General features: G+C 69.8%; 5 protein-coding genes and 3 pseudogenes. 2 read left to right on the forward strand and 6 right to left on the reverse strand.

All coding sequences use genetic code 11. From position 1 onward, the window contains the following. Positions 1 to 4: 4 nt before the first annotated feature. The 6 genes and pseudogenes from ACN27G_RS36015 to ACN27G_RS36040 all read right to left on the reverse strand — a co-directional run. Positions 5 to 796: pseudogene (locus tag ACN27G_RS36015) on the reverse strand (succinate dehydrogenase/fumarate reductase iron-sulfur subunit); the annotation flags it as partial. Further along, positions 796 to 2,721 carry a fumarate reductase/succinate dehydrogenase flavoprotein subunit gene (locus tag ACN27G_RS36020; protein ID WP_421497073.1) on the reverse strand — a complete coding sequence of 642 codons (1,926 nt, stop codon included), beginning with the start codon at positions 2,719 to 2,721 and terminating at the stop codon, positions 796 to 798. The gene ACN27G_RS36020 and the pseudogene ACN27G_RS36015, both read right to left, overlap by 1 nt. Positions 2,722 to 2,733: 12 nt before the next feature. After that, positions 2,734 to 3,555 carry a hypothetical protein gene (locus ACN27G_RS36025; protein ID WP_421497074.1) on the reverse strand — a complete coding sequence of 274 codons (822 nt, stop codon included), beginning with the start codon at positions 3,553 to 3,555 and terminating at the stop codon, positions 2,734 to 2,736. Positions 3,556 to 3,824: 269 nt separating this feature from the next. Further along, a complete protein-coding gene (locus tag ACN27G_RS36030) occupies positions 3,825 to 4,469 on the reverse strand; it encodes a hypothetical protein (RefSeq protein WP_421497075.1) in 645 nt (214 codons plus the stop codon). 78 nt (positions 4,470 to 4,547) lie between these two features. Continuing rightward, a complete protein-coding gene (locus ACN27G_RS36035; protein ID WP_421497076.1) occupies positions 4,548 to 5,999 on the reverse strand; it encodes a TldD/PmbA family protein in 1,452 nt (483 codons plus the stop codon). A gap of 25 nt (positions 6,000 to 6,024) precedes the next feature. Further along, positions 6,025 to 7,461, reverse strand: coding sequence for a TldD/PmbA family protein (locus ACN27G_RS36040; RefSeq protein ID WP_421497077.1), 1,437 nt, complete (start codon positions 7,459 to 7,461; stop codon positions 6,025 to 6,027). A 567-nt stretch (positions 7,462 to 8,028) separates the two neighbouring features. On the opposite strand from ACN27G_RS36040, the pseudogene ACN27G_RS36045 reads away from it, so the two are divergent. After that, positions 8,029 to 11,936, forward strand: a pseudogene (locus ACN27G_RS36045) (LamG-like jellyroll fold domain-containing protein). 183 nt (positions 11,937 to 12,119) lie between these two features. Then, positions 12,120 to 17,489, forward strand: a pseudogene (locus ACN27G_RS36050) (hypothetical protein); the annotation flags it as partial. Position 17,490: the final 1 nt, after the last annotated feature.

Below are 17,490 nucleotides of genomic sequence, written 5' to 3' on the forward strand. Positions count from 1 at the left end.
GCTGCTGCCCACGACGGAAGATCTTGCTACCCAGCCACACAACCGGATCGTACCGCCGGTCGACGACGCGTTCCTTCATTGGGATGATCGCGTTGTCGGTGATCTTGATGTGCTCCGGACAGACCTCGGTGCAGCACTTGGTGATGTTGCAGTAGCCGAGACCCTGCGACGCCTGGGCGTATTCCTTGCGGTCCGTCTTCGTGTCCAGCGGGTGCATGTCCAGCTCGGCGGCGCGGATGAAGTAGCGCGGCCCGGAGAAGGCGGTCTTGTTCTCCTCGTGGTCCCGCACCACGTGGCAGGTGTTCTGGCACAGGAAGCACTCGATGCACTTCCGAAACTCCTGCGACCGCCCGACGTCGAGCTGCTGCATCCGGTACTCGCCCGGCGCCAGCTCCTCCGGCGGGGCGAAGGCCGGCGTCTCCCGCGCCTTGGCGTAGTTGTAGGAGACGTCCGTGACCAGGTCCCGGATGATCGGGAAGGTACGCAGCGGCGTGACCGTGATCGTCTCGTTCTCCTCGAACGTGGACATCCGGGTCATGCAGCCCAGCCGGGGCATGCCGTTGATCTCCATCGAGCAGGAGCCGCACTTGCCGGCCTTGCAGTTCCACCGGCAGGCCAGGTCCGGCGCCTCCGTCGCCTGCAACCGGTGGATGACGTCGAGGACCACCTCGCCCTCGTTCACCTGCACCTGGTAGTCGGTCAGCTCACCGCCGGACTCGTCGCCCCGCCAGACCCTGAAGTGCCGGGTCCCGCCGGCCTTGCCGGTCGTGGTCCCCGGCGCGTCCTGTGTCGCCATTACTTGGCCGCCTCCTCAGCGTGCGCCTCTGCGGTGAGGGCGTCGAAGTCCGCCAGTTCCTCGTCGGTCAGGTACTTGGCCAGCTCGGTGCGGTCGAAGAGCTGGATCAACTCGCCGCGCATCTTCGGCACCGGCTTCTGCTCCAGGCGTACCTTGTCGCCGTCGAGGGAGCAGACCAGGTTGAGGGTGCGCCACCGCGGCGCCATCGTCGGGAAGTCCTCCCGGGTGTGGCCGCCCCGGGACTCCTCGCGCTCCAGCGCCGCCCGGGCGGTGCACTCCGAGACCACCAGCATGTTGCGCAGGTCCAGCGCCAGGTGCCAGCCGGGGTTGTAGCGGCGGCCGCCGGCCACCGCCACCCGGGTCACCCGGTCGCGCAGGTCGGCGAGCTTGACCAGCGACTCCTCCAGCTCACCCCTGCGCCGGATGATGCCGACCAGGTCGCCCATCACCGCCTGGAGGTCCTGCTGCAACGTGTACGGGTTCTCCCCGCCCTCGCGCTCCAGCGGGGCCAGCGCCCGGTCCACCGCGGCCTCGACGTCCGCCGCCGCCACCTGCGGGCGGGCGGGCAGCGCGGCGGCGTACGCCGAGGCGTGCTCGCCGGCCCGCTTGCCGAAGACCAGCAGGTCCGACAGCGAGTTGCCGCCGAGCCGGTTGGAGCCGTGCATCCCGCCGGAGACCTCACCGGCGGCGAAGAGCCCCTGCACGTGCCCGTGCGCCGCGCCGCTGTCCGGGTCGACCTCGACGCCACCCATCACGTAGTGGCAGGTCGGGCCGACCTCCATCGGCTCGGCGGTGATGTCGACGTCGGCCAGCTCCTTGAACTGGTGGTACATCGAGGGGAGCCGGCGACGGATCTCCTCGGCCGGCAGCCGGCTGGCGATGTCCAGATAGACGCCGCCGGCCCGCGTACCGCGACCGGCCTTGACCTCGGCGTTGATCGCCCGGGCGACCTCGTCCCGGGGCAGCAGCTCCGGCGGACGCCGGTTGTTGTCCGGGTCGGTGTACCAGCGGTCCGCCTCCTCCTCGGTCTCCGCGTACTGCCTGCGGAAGACGTCGGGGACGTAGTCGAACATGAACCGCTTGCCTTCGGAGTTCTTCAGCACCCCGCCGTCGCCCCGGACCGACTCGGTGACCAGGATGCCCTTCACCGAGGGCGGCCAGACCATGCCGGTGGGGTGGAACTGGAGGAACTCCATGTTGATCAGCGTGGCGCCGGCCCGCAGCGCGAGCGCGTGACCGTCGCCGGTGTATTCCCAGGAGTTCGAGGTCACCTTGTAGGAGCGGCCGACGCCGCCGGTCGCCAGCACCACCGCCGGGGCCTCGAAGAGGACGAACTCGCCGGACTCCCGGTAGTAGCCGAAGGCGCCCGCGACCCGGTCGCCGTCGAGCAGCAGCTCGGTGATGGTGGTCTCGGCGAAGACCTTGATCCGGGCGTCGTAGTCGCCGTGCGCCTTCTTGTCCTCCTGCTGCAACGAGACGATCTTCTGTTGCAGGGTACGGATCAGCTCCAGCCCGGTCCGGTCGCCGACGTGCGCCAGCCGCGGATACTCGTGGCCGCCGAAGTTGCGCTGCGAGATCTTGCCGTCCCTGGTGCGGTCGAAGAGCGCACCGTACGTCTCCAGCTCCCAGATCCGCTGCGGCGACTCCTTCGCGTGCAGTTCGGCCATCCGGAAGTTGTTGAGGAACTTGCCGCCCCGCATGGTGTCCCGGAAGTGCACCTGCCAGTTGTCCCGGGGGTTCACGTTCCCCATCGCCGCGGCGGCGCCGCCCTCGGCCATCACCGTGTGGGCCTTGCCGAAGAGCGACTTAGAGATGATCGCGGTCCGCTTCCCGGCGAGCCGGGCCTCGATCGCCGCGCGGAGGCCGGCACCACCGGCACCGATGACGACGACGTCGTAGTGGTGTCGTTCGATTCGGGTAGTCATGTCAGAGGCCCTTTAGTTGATGAACCGCAGGTCGTCGAACCAGCCGGCGGAGAGTGCCATGACGTAGAAGTCGGTGAGCGCCAGGGTGCCCAGGGTGATCCAGGCGAGCTGCATGTGCCGGACGTTGAGCTTGGAGACGAACGTCCAGAACCGGTACCGCACCGGGTGCTTGGAAAAGTGCTTCAACCGGCCGCCCGCGATGTGCCGGCAGGAGTGGCAGGAGAGCGTGTACGCCCAGAGCATCACCACGTTGCCGAGCAGGACCAGGTTGCCGAGGCCGAAACCGAAGCCCTCCGGGCTGTGGAAGGCGAGGATGGCGTCGTAGCTGTTGATCAGCGAGATGATCACGGCGGCGTAGAAGGTGTAGCGGTGCAGGTTCTGCCCGAGCAGCGGGAAGCGGGTCTCCCCGGTGTAGGTCCTGTGCCCGTCCGGGACGGCGCAGGCCGGCGGCGAGAGCCAGAACGACCGGTAGTAGGCCTTGCGGTAGTAATAGCAGGTGAGCCGGAACAGCAGCAGGAACGGCAGGGTCAGCGCGGCGTCCGGGATGATCCACCAGCCGGGCAGCACCCGGCCGAGGTGCGCCGCCTCGGGAATGCAGGCTTCCGTCACGCACGGCGAGTAGAACGGGGTCAGGTAGTGGTAGTCCGCGACCCAGTAGAAGTCGTGCATGAAAACCCGCACCGTCGCGTACGTGACCCAGGCGCCGAGTCCGATCACCGTGATCAGTGGTGCGAACCACCACCGGTCGGTACGCAGGGTTCTTGCCGCGATGGACGCGCGCTGGCGCACGCCCCCCGGCAGTCCGGCCGGAGGTGGGGCCGTCCTCGTAGTCATCTATGTCTCCCTGACGGGGCCCGGTCTGGCTGACGGGCACGGATGGTGTTCCGGCGGGGCGCGCGGGGGCAGGGGGGACCCGCAGCCGCGCTACCTGCGTCCGCGTCGGTGCACACGTTACGCCGCACGCTTACCGGCACATGCGCAAGGGAGTCTCGCGGGTTTCCCGCCGATTACGAAAGTCCCGCCCGCGGATAGTCGTGCGGTTGTGCAGAACTTCACTCTGCGCGACCCGCCCCGTCGTGCGGACCGGGCACCCGGGCCACGGCTCAGAGATCGGGTGCGGCGAGCCGCCTGGCGGACGCCGCGCACTCCTCCGGCCCGTGCTGCAGCCGGTCCACCACCGGGCGGCCGAGCGGATCGCGCGGCGCCAGGAAGAAGGCCGGCTCGCCGTTGGTCACCTGCCGGTCGAGGGCGTCGGCGTAGCTGCTCCGGGCGTCGACCAACTGCTGCCAGTACTGGCCACGACCGCGCCGCTCGTCGTCGTCCGGGTCCGCGTCCCACCAGCCGCGCAGCCGCTCGACGTCGGAGAGGAACGGCCGGACCGCGGCGTTCTCGTCCCGGATCGCCGCCGCCCGCTGTCCCGGGCTGTCGGTGGCACCGGGCGGGAGCAACCGGTGGAGCCGCTTCTCCAGGTCCCGGCAGGCGGACTCGGCCCGCGCCTGCGCGGTCCGCTCCCGGTCGGACTCCCGGGTGAACCGGCCCAGGCCGGCGGCGAAGGCGCCGAGGCAGCCGCAGACCAGCAGGACGACGACCGCCGCACCGGCGATCACGGCGATGGTCAGCCGGCGCCGCCGCCGCGCGGCCGGGTCGGGCTGCCGGGCCCCCGGGTCGGGCTGCGGTGCCGCCGGGTCGGGTCGCTGGGCGCCCGTCGTCGTGTCGTCGGCGGCGGGGGTGGTCGCGTCGTCCGTCACGCCACACAGTGAAGCACCGCGAAGCGATCCGGGCATCCCCGCCCGACCCGTCTGTCACATCGGCGGGTCGGGCACCGGTCAGCCGGAGGCGCCGCCGGTGAAGTTCCACGAGGCCAGCCGGAGCGGCGGCGCCGACCACCACGCGTTGCTGAAGGTCTGCGACTGCAGCGCGGCGTGCCGGCCGATCCCGAGTACCGCGCCGGGGGCGAGCGCCTGCGGGTACGACTGGGTGAACCGGAAGTTCTGCACGGCGGCGGTGACCTCACCATCCTCGACCAGCCACACGCCGTTGCGGGTCAGCCCGGTGACGACCAGGCTCTTCGGGTCGAGGATCCGGGTGTACCAGAGGTCGGTGACGAGCAGTCCACGGCGTACCTCGGCGACCAGGGCGGCGGTGTCGGCGTCGACCGCCGGCCCGGACGCCTCGGCCGGATCCGGTGCGCCCTCCGGCGACGGGGCGGGGGCGAGCCCCAGGTACAACGGGAACGCCCCGGCGACCGGGCCGGCCGGCACGGCATGTCCGGTGGAGGCGGCGCCGGCCTCGGCGGCGGTCCGCCGGTCGTGCGCGACGCTCCGGGTGACACCCCCGTCGACCAGCGCGACCCGGCTCCGCGCCGTCCCCTCCGCGTCGAACGGCATCGCCGGCCCGGCCAGCGCGTCGTCCAGCAGCGTCACCGACCGGTCGAACTGCTCCGCCCCCGGTACGACGAACGAGCGCTGCTCGTTGTACGCCTTGCCGTTGAAGCCGTACAACGAGAAGTTCTGCAGCAGGTCGGCGGCGGCGGTCGGCTCGAGTACGACCTCGTAGCGCCCCGGCGGCAGTTCGACGGGAGCGACCCCGGCCCGCGCCTTCACCGAGGCCCGCGCGCCGAGCACGCCGCCGGCCAGGTCGGCGAGGCGGTACGAGCCGAGCCGGGCGACCCCGTCGGCGCCGCCGCACCGGGCGATCCCGTCCATCGCCGCCTCGGTGCTCCGCCCGCGCACCGCGTGCCCGGCCGTGTTGGCGAAGGCGGCCTCCCGGCGCCCGCTGCGGCAGTAGCCGGCCGTCTCCAGCCCGCCGGCCGCCTCGACGAACTCCCGGACCCGCTCGGCCCGCTGCTCCGGACCGGCCGCGGCGGTCGCCTCGTCCCAGTTGCCGTCCCAGCCGCTGCCCCAGCCGCCGGTCCCGCCGTCGCCGTTGCTACCGTTGCTGCCGTTGCCGGCACCGTCGATCGTGGACGGCGGGGTCAGCCCCGGCCAGCCCGGGTCGGGCGGGCAGTGTCGGACCGCCGAGACGGTGCGCTCGACCAGTCCACGCAGCCCCTCGTCGGTGGCCACCGTCGAGACCCCGGTGGCGGTACGCCCGTCGAGGTGCAGCCGCAGCCGCACCACCGTGGCGACGTCGGCCATGTTCTGGTGGATGAACGAGTTGGCGAACCGGGTCAGTGCCAGCTCGGCGTGCTCGGCGCCGACCTCGGCTTCGGCGCCCGCCCCGGCGACCTGCCGGACCAGCTCGACGACCCGACCGGCGAGATCGAGTGGGCTTGTCATCACTGCCTCCATTGCCTCGCCGCCGTCATCCCCGGACCCCGACCCGTACATTCGTGAACCGCGCGGGCGCGGCGGGATGCCCGGTGTGGCCGACCTGTCCCGGCTGGCCCTTGCCGCAGTTCGGCGTCCCCCAGGCCACGGTCTCCGAGGAGAGCATGTCCATCGACCGCCAGAACTGCGGCCCGATCCCGGTGTAGGTCGGGTTGCGCAGCATCCGGCCCCGCCGCCCGTTCCTGACCTCCCAGCCGATCTCGCAGCCGAACTGGAAGTTGAGCCGCTTGTCGTCGATCGACCAGGAGCGGTTCAGGTCCATCAGGACGCCGTCGTCGGTCGCCGCGATCATCTCGTCCAGGGTGTGCGGGCCGGGCTCCAGCCCGACGTTCGTCATCCGGACCATCGGCAGCCGGGCCCAGCCGTCGGCCCGGACGCTGCCGGCGTAGTCCAGCCCGGCGACGGCGGCGGAGTCCCGCCCGGCCAGCGTGCCGACCCAGCGCCCCTCGCGGACCGCGTCACGCCGTGCCGCCGGGGTCCCCTCGTCGTCGAAGCCGAAGCTGCCCAGCGCGCCCGGGATGGTCGGGTCGATGGTGACGTTCATCAGCTCGGAGCCGTAGCGGAGCGCGCCGAGCTGGTCGAGGTCGAGCCAGGAGGTGCCGGCGAAGGCGGCCTCCCAGCCGAGGATCCGGTCGAGTTCGATGGCGTGCCCGACCGACTCGTGGATCTGCAACGCCATCTGCTCGCCGCCGAGGATCAGCGTGGTCTCGCCGGCCGGGCAGAGCGGCGCGGTGACCAGCTCCCGGGCCTCCTCGGCGACCCGGGCGGCGTGCGCGCCGAGGTCGAGGGAGTCGACCAGTTCCCAGCCCTGGGTGCCGTACTGCCCCCGGTAGCTGGGATAGGAGCGGCGCTGCGTCTCGCCGTCGCCGATCACCGTCGCCGAGATCCCGGCACCGGACTCCCGGATGTGCTGGTCGATCCGGTGCCCCTCGCTGGAGACGAACCACTTGCGGGTGTCCCAGATCTGGTAGATCCCCTCGGCCAGGTCGGCGCCGTGCTCCCGGGACGTGCCGGTGGCCCCGACCAGCAGGTCACCCTTGTCCGACAGCGGCACCGCGAGCGGGTCGACGACGCACGGCGAACTCCACGACCCGGTGCTTGCCGGCACCGGCAGCAGGCTGCTGCCGGGACCGGCGACCCGGCCACTCGCGGCGGCGATCCGCGCGGCCCGCTCACCCGCCGTCCGGGCCGCCGACTCCGAGAGATCGGGTACGGCGTAGAAGCCCCACCCCGAACCGACCAGCGCGCGTACGCCGACTCCGGCACTCTCGACCTGGGTGACGGACTCGATCTCGCCGTTGCGGGCGGACATCGACTCGTACCGCTGGTGCATCACCCGCGCGTCGGCGTACCGGGCCCCGGCGTCGAGGGCGGCCTGCACCGCCGCCGTCGCCACGTCGAACTCGGCCATCGACATCTCCTCGCTGCGCTCGCCCCGGTCCACGGTCCGCGATCTGCGATCCGCCGTCCGGCCAGGATTGGACGGCGATCACGGGACGACCCTATGCGAGGTGTCCGGGTCAGCGCCCGGCGAGCAGCCCCTCCGGCCGGATCTCCGCGGCGCGGAGAATCCCGGCGGTGGCGTGGTAGTGCATCTTGAGCACCTTGTCGGTGGTGGCGTCGGCCGGCGGGATGGTCTCGCAGACCAGCCGGACCGCCGCACCGTCGACGACCGGTTCGTCGAAGTCGATGTCGCCGGTGACCGGCGCATGGTGGCGGGACGCTGCGGTGCGTGGTGGCCTCCGGGATGGTCGGACAACTTTGCCTGATTCGTGACTACCAGTTGTAAGGCCTCTTTACACGTGATCTTCGATCTCCGTACAGTCATCGACGCACTGTCATCTATCGACCACGGGGGGTTGCGGTGCGGCGTAGCTGGGGGCCAGGGTCGGGGCGGTTGGGTCCAGAGTCGACGGGCGCCGTGGCGATGGGTAGCTCGGCTTCGAGGTACGGCATCGGCCAGCGACCGCGACGGGGTATGGCCCGGTGGGTGGTGGCCGGGGTGGTGGCCGGCAGCCTGGTGGTTCCGGGATCGTCGCCGGCCGTTGCGGCCCCGGCCTGCACCGGGGTTGCCGACACCGAGACCGCAGCGTCCGCGCTCGCAGCCGCCTGTGCCGAGCCGGTGGTGGTGGAGGGTTCCCAGACAGAGTTCGCACAGGTGGTCGCGCAGCCGGAGGGGTGGCTGAGGCTCGAGTCCGCGGTCGTGCCACAGCGTGTCCGTCGGGCGGGCGGGTGGGTCGACGTCGACCTGGGGCTTGTCTCCGGCGGGGACGGTCGGTGGCGGCCGGCCGCGTCCGTAGCCGACGTGACGTTCTCCGCCGGCGGTTCTGGACCCGTGGTGACGTTGACCAGCGAGGGCCGGTCGCTGTCGGTGTCGTGGCCGGGTGGTGCGCTCCCAACGCCGGTCGTCTCCGCCGACTCCGCGACGTACCCAGAGGTTCTGCCCGATGTGGACCTGGTGGTCCGGGCGACCTGGACGGGATTCACCCATGCGCTCGTCGTCAAGACGGCGGGCGCGGCGGCGAATCCGGCCGACAGCAGATCCGGTTCGAACTCGGCGGGGATGCGCAGGTGCTCCCCGAGCCAGATGGACGGCTTCGAGCGGTGGTGGGCAGCCGAGTGCTCGCCTCGGCGGAGCCACCGGTGATGTGGGACTCGCGCACGGCCCCGGCGCCGGGACGCCCGACCGGACCGCAGGCGTCGTCGACCGGCCAGGAATCGTCACCCGCCGCGCCCGGTGACGCGGCGCGGGTCGCGCCGGTGGAGGTGGAGGTATCAGGTGGTGACCTGGTGCTGCGTCCCGACATGGAACTCCTCACCGCCCCGGACGCGGACTTTCCGCTCTACGTCGACCCGGCCTGGTCTGTTTACAAGACGAAGTGGGCCTACGCGACCAACAATGGTTCGACGAACACCGACCACAGCGCGGCTCGGGTGGGCTTGAACCCGGACACGGGGGCGCTGTACCGGTCGTTCTTCGAGTTCTCCACGACCGCGAACGGTGTGTCGCTGAAGGGCAAGCACATCGAGTCGGCGTACGTGCAGATGAAGCTCGACCACTCCTGGTCCTGTGACGACACGGTGGCGTCGATGTACTGGACGTCTGCGATCACCGCCACCCCGAAGGCGTCGTGGTCGCTATCGCTGAAGGCGTTCATGGACTCCGCGTCGGGCCACGCGAACGAGGCGGGCGGCTGCGACTCGATCCAACCCGACATGATCATGAACTTTTCGGGATCGACCGTGACCAGCCGGCTGCAGACCGCCGCGAACGAGAAATGGTCGACGATCACGGTCGGGTTCACCGCCCGGGCCTCGGACGGTTCCGGCGAGTCAACCCAGAACAGGTGGAAAAAGTTCTTCCCCAACAACGCGAAGCTCTATGTGGACTACGACACCGAGCCCGGCCCGCCCAACGGCCTGCAGGTTGCCGGCGTTGCCTGTCCGGCGTCCGGCGTGCTGACCGTGGGCACGGTGAGCCCCACCTTCTCCGCAGTCTTCCCGGACGTAGACAAGAGCGACTCGTTGACCGGGACGTTCGAGTGGATCGAGGTGCCTTCCGGGGGGATGGGCTCGGTGACCAACACGTCGCCGGCGCGCAGGACCCCACCGCCCGCCAAGACCGGAGTAACTCCGAACGCCCGCGCGACAAGTAACGCGGTGTCGATCGCCACCGACAAGACGTACGCCTTCCGGGCCAAGGGCACCGACAAGGCGCCGTACTCGCTGACCGGTGACTGGTCCGCCTGGTGCCAGTTCAGGGCGGACACCATGGTGCCGACGGTCGTGGTGAGTGTGGTGACCGTGCCTGCGGGTCCTGGCATGAAGGGCAGGGTCCGGTTCCAGTCGACGGATTCCGATGTCACCAGGTTCAGGTACGGCTGGGACGCCGCGACCAGGGAGGTCACGGCCCAGGGGACGAGTCCGAAATATGCCGAGGTCGACGTGACCGCGCCGAATTTTGGCCGCAACGTGTTGTTGGTAAAGGCCATCGACGCCACGTTGAACGAGGGAAACGGATCGGCCGAGTTCACCGTCGGGCGGCCGGCACCGCCAATCGCGAAGTGGGGGCTGCAGACCTATCCGGGTGTGGACCAGCCAGCGGCGCTGGCCGACGGGCGGCCGACCCCGACCGACTCGCCGTTGACGGTCACGAACGTGAGCTGGGCCGACGGTGTCCGGATGCTCGGCGCGCAGACCGCATCCTTCAACGGCACCTCCTCGGCGGCGACGACCGCTTCCAGCGTGGTGGACACCACCCAGTCGTTCAGTGTCGCCGCCTGGGTCCGCCTCGGGGTCCTTCCCAGCGGCGCTGACATGAAGGTGCTTGCGCAGGCCGGCACCGACGCAGCGGGATTCGAGCTGGGGGTGCGGCGTACGGGCAGCCCGTCTACACCGTACTGGTCGTTTGTGATGAAGGACACCTCGGCTCAGTCGAGCGCCACCCGGGCGGCGATCTCCCCAACTGCGATCACGGCCGCCGACGTGGGGCGGTGGACGCACCTCGCAGGCGTTTACGACGCGACGGAGAAGAAGCTCCGGCTGTATGTCAACAGTCAACAGGCGGCGGAGGCGGAGCGCGGTGTGACGCCGTGGCTGGCATCCGGCCGGACCGTGGTGGGCCACAGCTTTGACGCTGGCGCGGCCGCCAACAGGTGGAACGGGGCCATCGCCGACGTGCAGGTGTTCGACCGGGTGCTGGTGGCCCACGACTTCACCGGCCAACTGGCGACCGACACACTCTCGGGCGGCTTCAACGAGCCAGGGATGCTGACCGCGACGCAGGTCGGCAACTGGGACTTCGAGGCCGCAAGGCCCTGCTACGTAGCTGACCTGGCAGACACCTGCCAGGCCCCCGATACGGTGCCGAGTTGGGGTCGGTGGCTGGCGTTGACCCGGGGCGCGGCGATCGGGGCCGGACGGTCGGTCAGCGGCTCCGGACTCTGGCTCGACTACGAGTACTTCCCGGAGGAGGGCTACACCGAACCGTCCGAGGAGTACGCCCGCAGCGCGGTGAAGACGGGTGTGACACCTCCCGACGGCGAGGGCAGGGAGTTCACGCAGTGGCAGGAGCGGCCGGTGCTGCGTACCGACGACTCCTTCACCATGTCGGCGTGGGTGATGCTGGACCGCCTGGACGGGATGCGTACCGCGGTGGCTCAGCGAGGAGAGCACGAGAGCGCCGCCTGGCTGAAGTACTCCTCGGCGGACGGCAGATGGCAGTTCAACGTCAGCGTTGAGGACGTCAACCCGTCGGTCCCGACGGGAGTCAGTTCGACCTCGGTGCCCGAGACGGGGGTGTGGACACATCTGGCGGGTGTGTACGACGCGAGCCGTAGCGAAATCCGCCTCTATGTGAACGGCGAGTTGGAGGGTCGGCGGGCACTCTCGTTCCGGCCGATGAGTTCGTCCGGCCCGCTGCTGGTGGGGCGGACGCTGTGGCACGGCAATGTCATCGACCAGTGGAGCGGCGCGATCGACGATGTGGCGGTCTTCCAGGGGGCGATGAGCGACGCCGCGATGTTCGAACGGCACAACGCCCAGGTCCCGGTGAACCCGGGGACGAACGCCCTTCCCCGGGGGGAGCGGCTCACCGGGGCGGAGTACATCCGCTCCGACGTCGGCAACTACCAACTGCTGATGCAGGACGACGGCAACCTGGTGCTCTACCAGGCAGGCCATCCGCTCTGGGAGACCGCGACATCGGGCAACCCCGGCGCACACCTGATCTTCCAGCCCGACGGAAACGTGGTGCTCTACGACATCGACGGCGTCGCCCTGTGGAGCACCGGGACGTGGGGGAGCGCAGCCGACCGGTTGGTCCTTCGCGACGACGGGGACCTCGTGCTGCTCGATATCAATGGTCAGATCCTCTGGCGGCGGTGACCGGATGCCAGCCAGCAGCACGCGCCTTCAAGACGTGTTCGTCGGATTCGGTGTGGGGAGGAACAGCTGATGTTCGCTGGGTCGGCGCGGGGATCGGGGCGCAGACGCCGCAGTGGTGCCGCCGCCAGGGGCGGGCGTGGGGTAACCATCTGGGGGCTGGTCGCGGCGCTGCTCGTGGCACTGCTGCCGGGCGGCCCGGTGCAGGCGGCGCCGGACGTCCCACCGCGGGCGCCCGAGGCGGCGCCGGTGGAGAAGCTCGACACCGACGGCGGGCCGGTGACCGGCCGGGCCTGGCCGCAGCAGCGGGTGAGTTCCGATCCGGCGCCGACACCGGTGTGGCCCGAGCCGGCCACCAACCGGCTCGACCTGTCGGCGACCGCTGCCGCCGGCCGGGGCGTCCGGGCGGGGAAGCTGCCGGTGTGGGTGCGGCCCGTCGCCGGCACGGCGGGGACATCGCCCGCCGCCCTGGATCTCCAGATGCTCGAACGCGACGGTCTCCCCGAGGTCTGGCGGGACGGTCTGGTGCTGCGGGCGAGCGTGCCCGCCGGGGCCGGCGGCGGTGGCACGGTCAGACTCTCGGTGGACTACAGCACGTTCCGGCAGGCGGTCGGTGGCTCGTGGGCGTCGCGGCTGCGACTGTGGCAGGTGCCGGAGTGTGCGTTGACCACCCCGGACGCACCGGCGTGCGGGTCGGTGCCGCTGCGTACCCTGAACGACCCGTCGGCGGGGGTGGCGTCGGCGGAGGTGACCGTGTCGTCACCGCCATCGCCGGCCGCCGTCCGGGGATCGGGCCCCGCCGCGGCGGAGCCGGCCGGATCGCTCGTGGTGCTCGCGGCCGGCGCATCCGGCAGCGACGGTGACTTCGGAGCTACCAGCCTCGCGCCCTCCTCGACGTGGTCGGCCGGCGGGTCGTCGGGGGACTTCACCTGGAACTACCCGATGCGGACGCCACCGGCGACCGGCCCGGTCCCGGCGATCGCGCTGGGCTACTCCTCCTCGTCGGTCGACGGCCGGTCCGAGGTGACCAACAACCAGCCGTCGTGGATCGGCGAGGGGTTCGACTACTCCCCCGGCTACATCGAGCGGCGGTACGTGCCCTGCGTGGAGGATGCGAAGAACGGGGCGAACGGCGGCAGCAACAGCGGCGACCAGTGCTGGCGGTCCGACAACGCGACGATGAGCCTCAACGGTCGTGGCGGCGAGCTGATCTTCCAGACGGGTCGGGGCTGGCATTCCCGGAGCGAGGACGGGTCGAAGATCGAGAAGCTGACCGGGGCGTCGAACGGCGACTCCGGCGACGCGGGCTACGGGGACGTCGGCGAGTACTGGAAGGTGACGACCACCGACGGCACGCAGTACTTCTTCGGGTTGCACAGCCTGCCGGGGCAGAGCGGCCGAACGAACTCGACCCTGACCGTCCCGGTCTTCGGCAACCACTCGGGGGAGCCGTGCCATGAGAGCAGCTTCGCCAGCTCCCACTGCGTGCAGGCGTGGCGGTGGAACCTCGACTACGTCGTGGATGTGCGCGGCAACACGATGTCCTTCTGGTACGGCAAGGAGACCAACAAGTACGCCCGGAACGTCACCGACTCCGACGACGTGACGTACGACCGGTCCGGTTACCTGACCCGGATCGACTACGGCACCTACGACCGCACGGCCGCGACGCACGAGGTCACCGAGCGCAGCGTCACGCCGTACGCGCAGGTGCTGTTCGAGACCGACATGCGGTGCACGTCCAACTGTGGCACCGAGTCCGCCCCGGTGAAGTCCAGTTGGAAGGACACTCCCTGGGACCAGGAGTGCAAGGCGTCCGCGACATCCTGCCCGCAGCAGTACACACCGACGTTCTGGACCACGAAGCGGCTGAAGGGGATCACCACCCGGGTGTGGGACACCACCAAGGCCACCCCGGCCTGGCAGAACGTCGAGTCGTGGACCCTGTCACACACCTTTGCGGCGACCGCCGACGCCACCCACGAGGGCCTGTGGCTGGACCGGATCGACCACGCGGGCCTGGTGGGCGGCACGGTGAACCTGCCCCCGGTGACCTTCGAGGCGGAGTCGTTGCCGAACCGAGTGCTGACCGAGCACGGCACCGCCGACAACTGGCTGCGGATCTCCAGCATCGTCACCGAGACCGGCGCGCGGATCAAGGTGGACTACTCCCTGCCGGAGTGCACCGAGGCGATGGTGGAGACGCTGGACCCGCACACCAACACCAGACGCTGTTATCCGGTCAAGGTCCCGGACCCGGCTGACCCGACCGGTAAGGCGCTGGTCACCGAGTGGTGGCACAAGTACCGGGTCGAGCATGTTGCCGAGGACGACGTGCAACTGACCGGCGGGCACCAGGCGCCGTCCAAGCACACCTGGTACCAGTACGTGGGCACTCCGGCATGGCACTACGCCGACGACGACGGGTTGTCCAAGCCGGACCGGAAGACGTGGAGCCAGTGGCGCGGGTACGCCCAGGTGAATACGCGGGTCGGCGATGATCCGGCGACCCGGACCCTGTCCGTCACCAGGTTCATGCGTGGTATGCACGGTGACCGGGCGGCCCCCTCCGGTGGCACCCGGACGGTGACGGTGCCGGCATCGCTGGGCTCCGAGACGGTCCACGACGAGGACCAGTTCGCCGGGCAGATCCGTGAGCAGATCACCTACAACGGTGTCGACACCAAGCCGGTCTCCAAGGTCGTGCACGTTCCGTGGCGATCCAATCCGACCGCCAGCCGCACCATCAACGGTGACCTGGTCGAGGCGCGGTTCACCGACACCCAGGTCACCTACACGGCCACCGCCCTCGGCGTCGACGGAAGTCGTGGCTGGCGGGTTTCCCGTGGTCGCCAAGTCTTCGACCACACCTACGGGACGATCAACTACTCCCAGGACGACGGAGACGTCAGCGAGAGCGGTGACGAGACGTGCACCACATACGCCTACAACCGAAACCTTGCCAAGAACCTCACCGAACTGGTCAAGCAGACCACCGTCAAGGCGCTGCCCTGTGAGACCCCACCGACCAGCGCGGACCATCTGATCAGCGACAGGCGTGAGTCCTACGACGGTGCGGCCAGCCCGGACACCGCGCCGAAGTTCGGCTCCGTGACAAAGTCGGAGCAGCTCAAGGACTGGTCGCCGGAGACCATGACGAGCTGGCAGACGATTTCCCAGGCCACCTATGACAGCGCCGGTCGGCAGTTGACCAGCACCGACATCAAGGGCAACGTCACCACCACCGCCTACACCCCGACGGTCGGCGGCCCGGTGACCAAGGCCACCACCACCGGCCCGGCGCCGTTCAACTGGGTCACCAGCGAGGAGTACAACCCGTACTGGGGTTCCGCCGTCAAGGGCACCGACCAGAACGGGAAGAACACCGGAGAGGCGGAGTATGACCCGTTGGGGCGAGTCGCCAAGGTGTGGGACTTCGGCTGGTCGAAGTCCACGAACCCGAACCAGCCGTCGGCGCAGTACTACTACACCTTCGCGACAGGCCGCGACGCCTACCCGTTCGTCCGGTCGTTGACGATCAACCCTGACGGCAACTACATCACCTCCATCGAGATCCTTGATGCGCTGCTACGTCCCCGGCAGACGCAGTCCATCTCGCTGGCCGGCAGCGGCGACCGGGTGGTCACCGACACCATCTACGACGAGTTCGGACGGCCGGCGGTCTCCTACGGTGCGCACGCCGAGCCGGGCGCGCCCGCGGGCACGCTCTGGTGGGAGCCGGAGTGGTCGGTGGCCGCGGTGTCGAAGACCCTTTTCGACCGTGCGTCGCGGCCCACCAACGAGATCTTCTTCGCCGGTGACGGGGTCACCAACCTGATCGAGAAGTGGCGCACCGTCACCGCCTACGAGGGTGATCTCACGAAGGTCACCCCGCCGGCCGGGGCGACCCCCACCACGACGGTGACCGACATCAAGGATCGGACGATCGGGGTCCGCCAGCACACCACGCCGGCCGGTGTAGCGGGTGCGTACCAGGAGACCAGGCACGTCTACGACCACAGGGACCAGTTGGTCAAGAGCGTCGACTCGGCCGGCAACGAGTGGATCAACGAGTACGACATCCGGGGCCGGTTGTGGCGGACGACCGACCCGGACAAGGGTGTCACCACCAGCACGTTCAACGACTACAACGAGCTGGTCAAGACAACCGACGCCCGTGGCGAGTCCCTCTGGTACGTCTACGACCAGATCGGCCGCAGGACGCAACTGCGCGACGACTCGGCCACTGGTGCGCTGCGGGCGGAGTGGAAGTACGACACGCTCTTCAGCGGACAGCCCGGCTTCAGGGGGCACCTGGCGCAGGCGATCCGGTACGAGCCGGCGGGGTCGAGCAACGCCTACCGCTGGCAAGTGGGCCAGTTCAACAACCGGTACCAGCCAAGTGGAATCATCTATGTCATCCCGGCGGTGGAGACAGGCCTGGGTGCCAGCTACAACTACTCGTACGTCTACTCCCCGTATACGGGCACAACGACGTCAATGTCGTACCCGTCCGGTGGTGGCCTCGTCACGGAGCAGGTGACGACGGACTACGACTCGGTGACGGGCATGCCGACCCGGTTGGACACCAGCCTCACCGGTTCTGCGGGGACGATGGCGACCGCGTCCTACACCGCCTACGGCGAGCGGTCGGGCTCCATCTACAAGATGCCGGGGGGCGATTACACCCAGGACCTGGTCTATCGGGACGAGGCGACCAGACGGGTCACCCGGACCACGGTGGAGCGGGAAACTGTCGCCGGCACCGTCTCCGACCGGAACTACAGCTATGACGACGCGGGAAACGTCACCTCGATCAGTGAGACCCCGCATGTGGGACAGGCTGATCGGCAGTGTTTCCGGCACGATTCTCTGGGCCGGTTGGCGTCGGCCTGGACGCCGAAGAGCGGAGTGGACTGTGCGGCGGATCCGACGGCTGCCGATCTGGGTGGCCCGGCGCCGTACTGGCATGACTGGACGTTCGACGAGACCGGTTCGCGGCTGACTGAGACCAGTCATACCGCAGCTGGTGAGACCACCCGTAGTTACGCCATGCCGACCGGTGGTGCGGGTGTGGCACGGCCCCACGCGGTGACGGCGATGACCACGACCATGCCGGGGCAGTCGGCGGTGGTGTCCCGATATGGGTACGACCAGGCAGGCAACACGACGTGTCGGCCGGCGGGGACGGCGGCGAACGACTGCGCCACGGCGGCGGGTAGTCAAACCCTGGGGTGGGATGCCGAGGGCAGGCTTGCGACCGTCAGCAGCGGTGGACAGACAGTCGAGACGAACATCTCCGATGCCAACGGCGAACGGTTGATCCGGCGTGATGCGACGGGGACTACGTTGTATCTGCCGGGGCAGGAGATCCGCCGTGAGGGCGGCGTCAACACCGGAACCCGTTACTACAGTTTCGCGGGCACGATCTGTGCCAGTCGTACGGGCGCCTCCAGCATCAGCAATCTGACGTGGTTGTATCCGGACCATCAGGGCACTCAGCAGATCGCGATCAATGCGGCCACGCAGGCGGTCACGGTGCGTCGGCAGACTCCGT

Source organism: Plantactinospora sp. WMMB334 (genome assembly GCF_049179095.1).
GTDB lineage: Bacteria > Actinomycetota > Actinomycetes > Mycobacteriales > Micromonosporaceae > Plantactinospora.

What these genes read in the sequence shown, in the direction of transcription:
- ACN27G_RS36025 (WP_421497074.1), bottom strand. Translation starts at nt 3,555, where the DNA reads ATGACTACGAGGACGGCCCCACCTCCGGCCGGACTGCCGGGGGGCGTG.
- ACN27G_RS36035 (WP_421497076.1), bottom strand. Translation starts at nt 5,999, where the DNA reads ATGACAAGCCCACTCGATCTCGCCGGTCGGGTCGTCGAGCTGGTCCGG.
- ACN27G_RS36020 (WP_421497073.1), bottom strand. Translation starts at nt 2,721, where the DNA reads ATGACTACCCGAATCGAACGACACCACTACGACGTCGTCGTCATCGGT.
- ACN27G_RS36040 (WP_421497077.1), bottom strand. Translation starts at nt 7,461, where the DNA reads ATGGCCGAGTTCGACGTGGCGACGGCGGCGGTGCAGGCCGCCCTCGAC.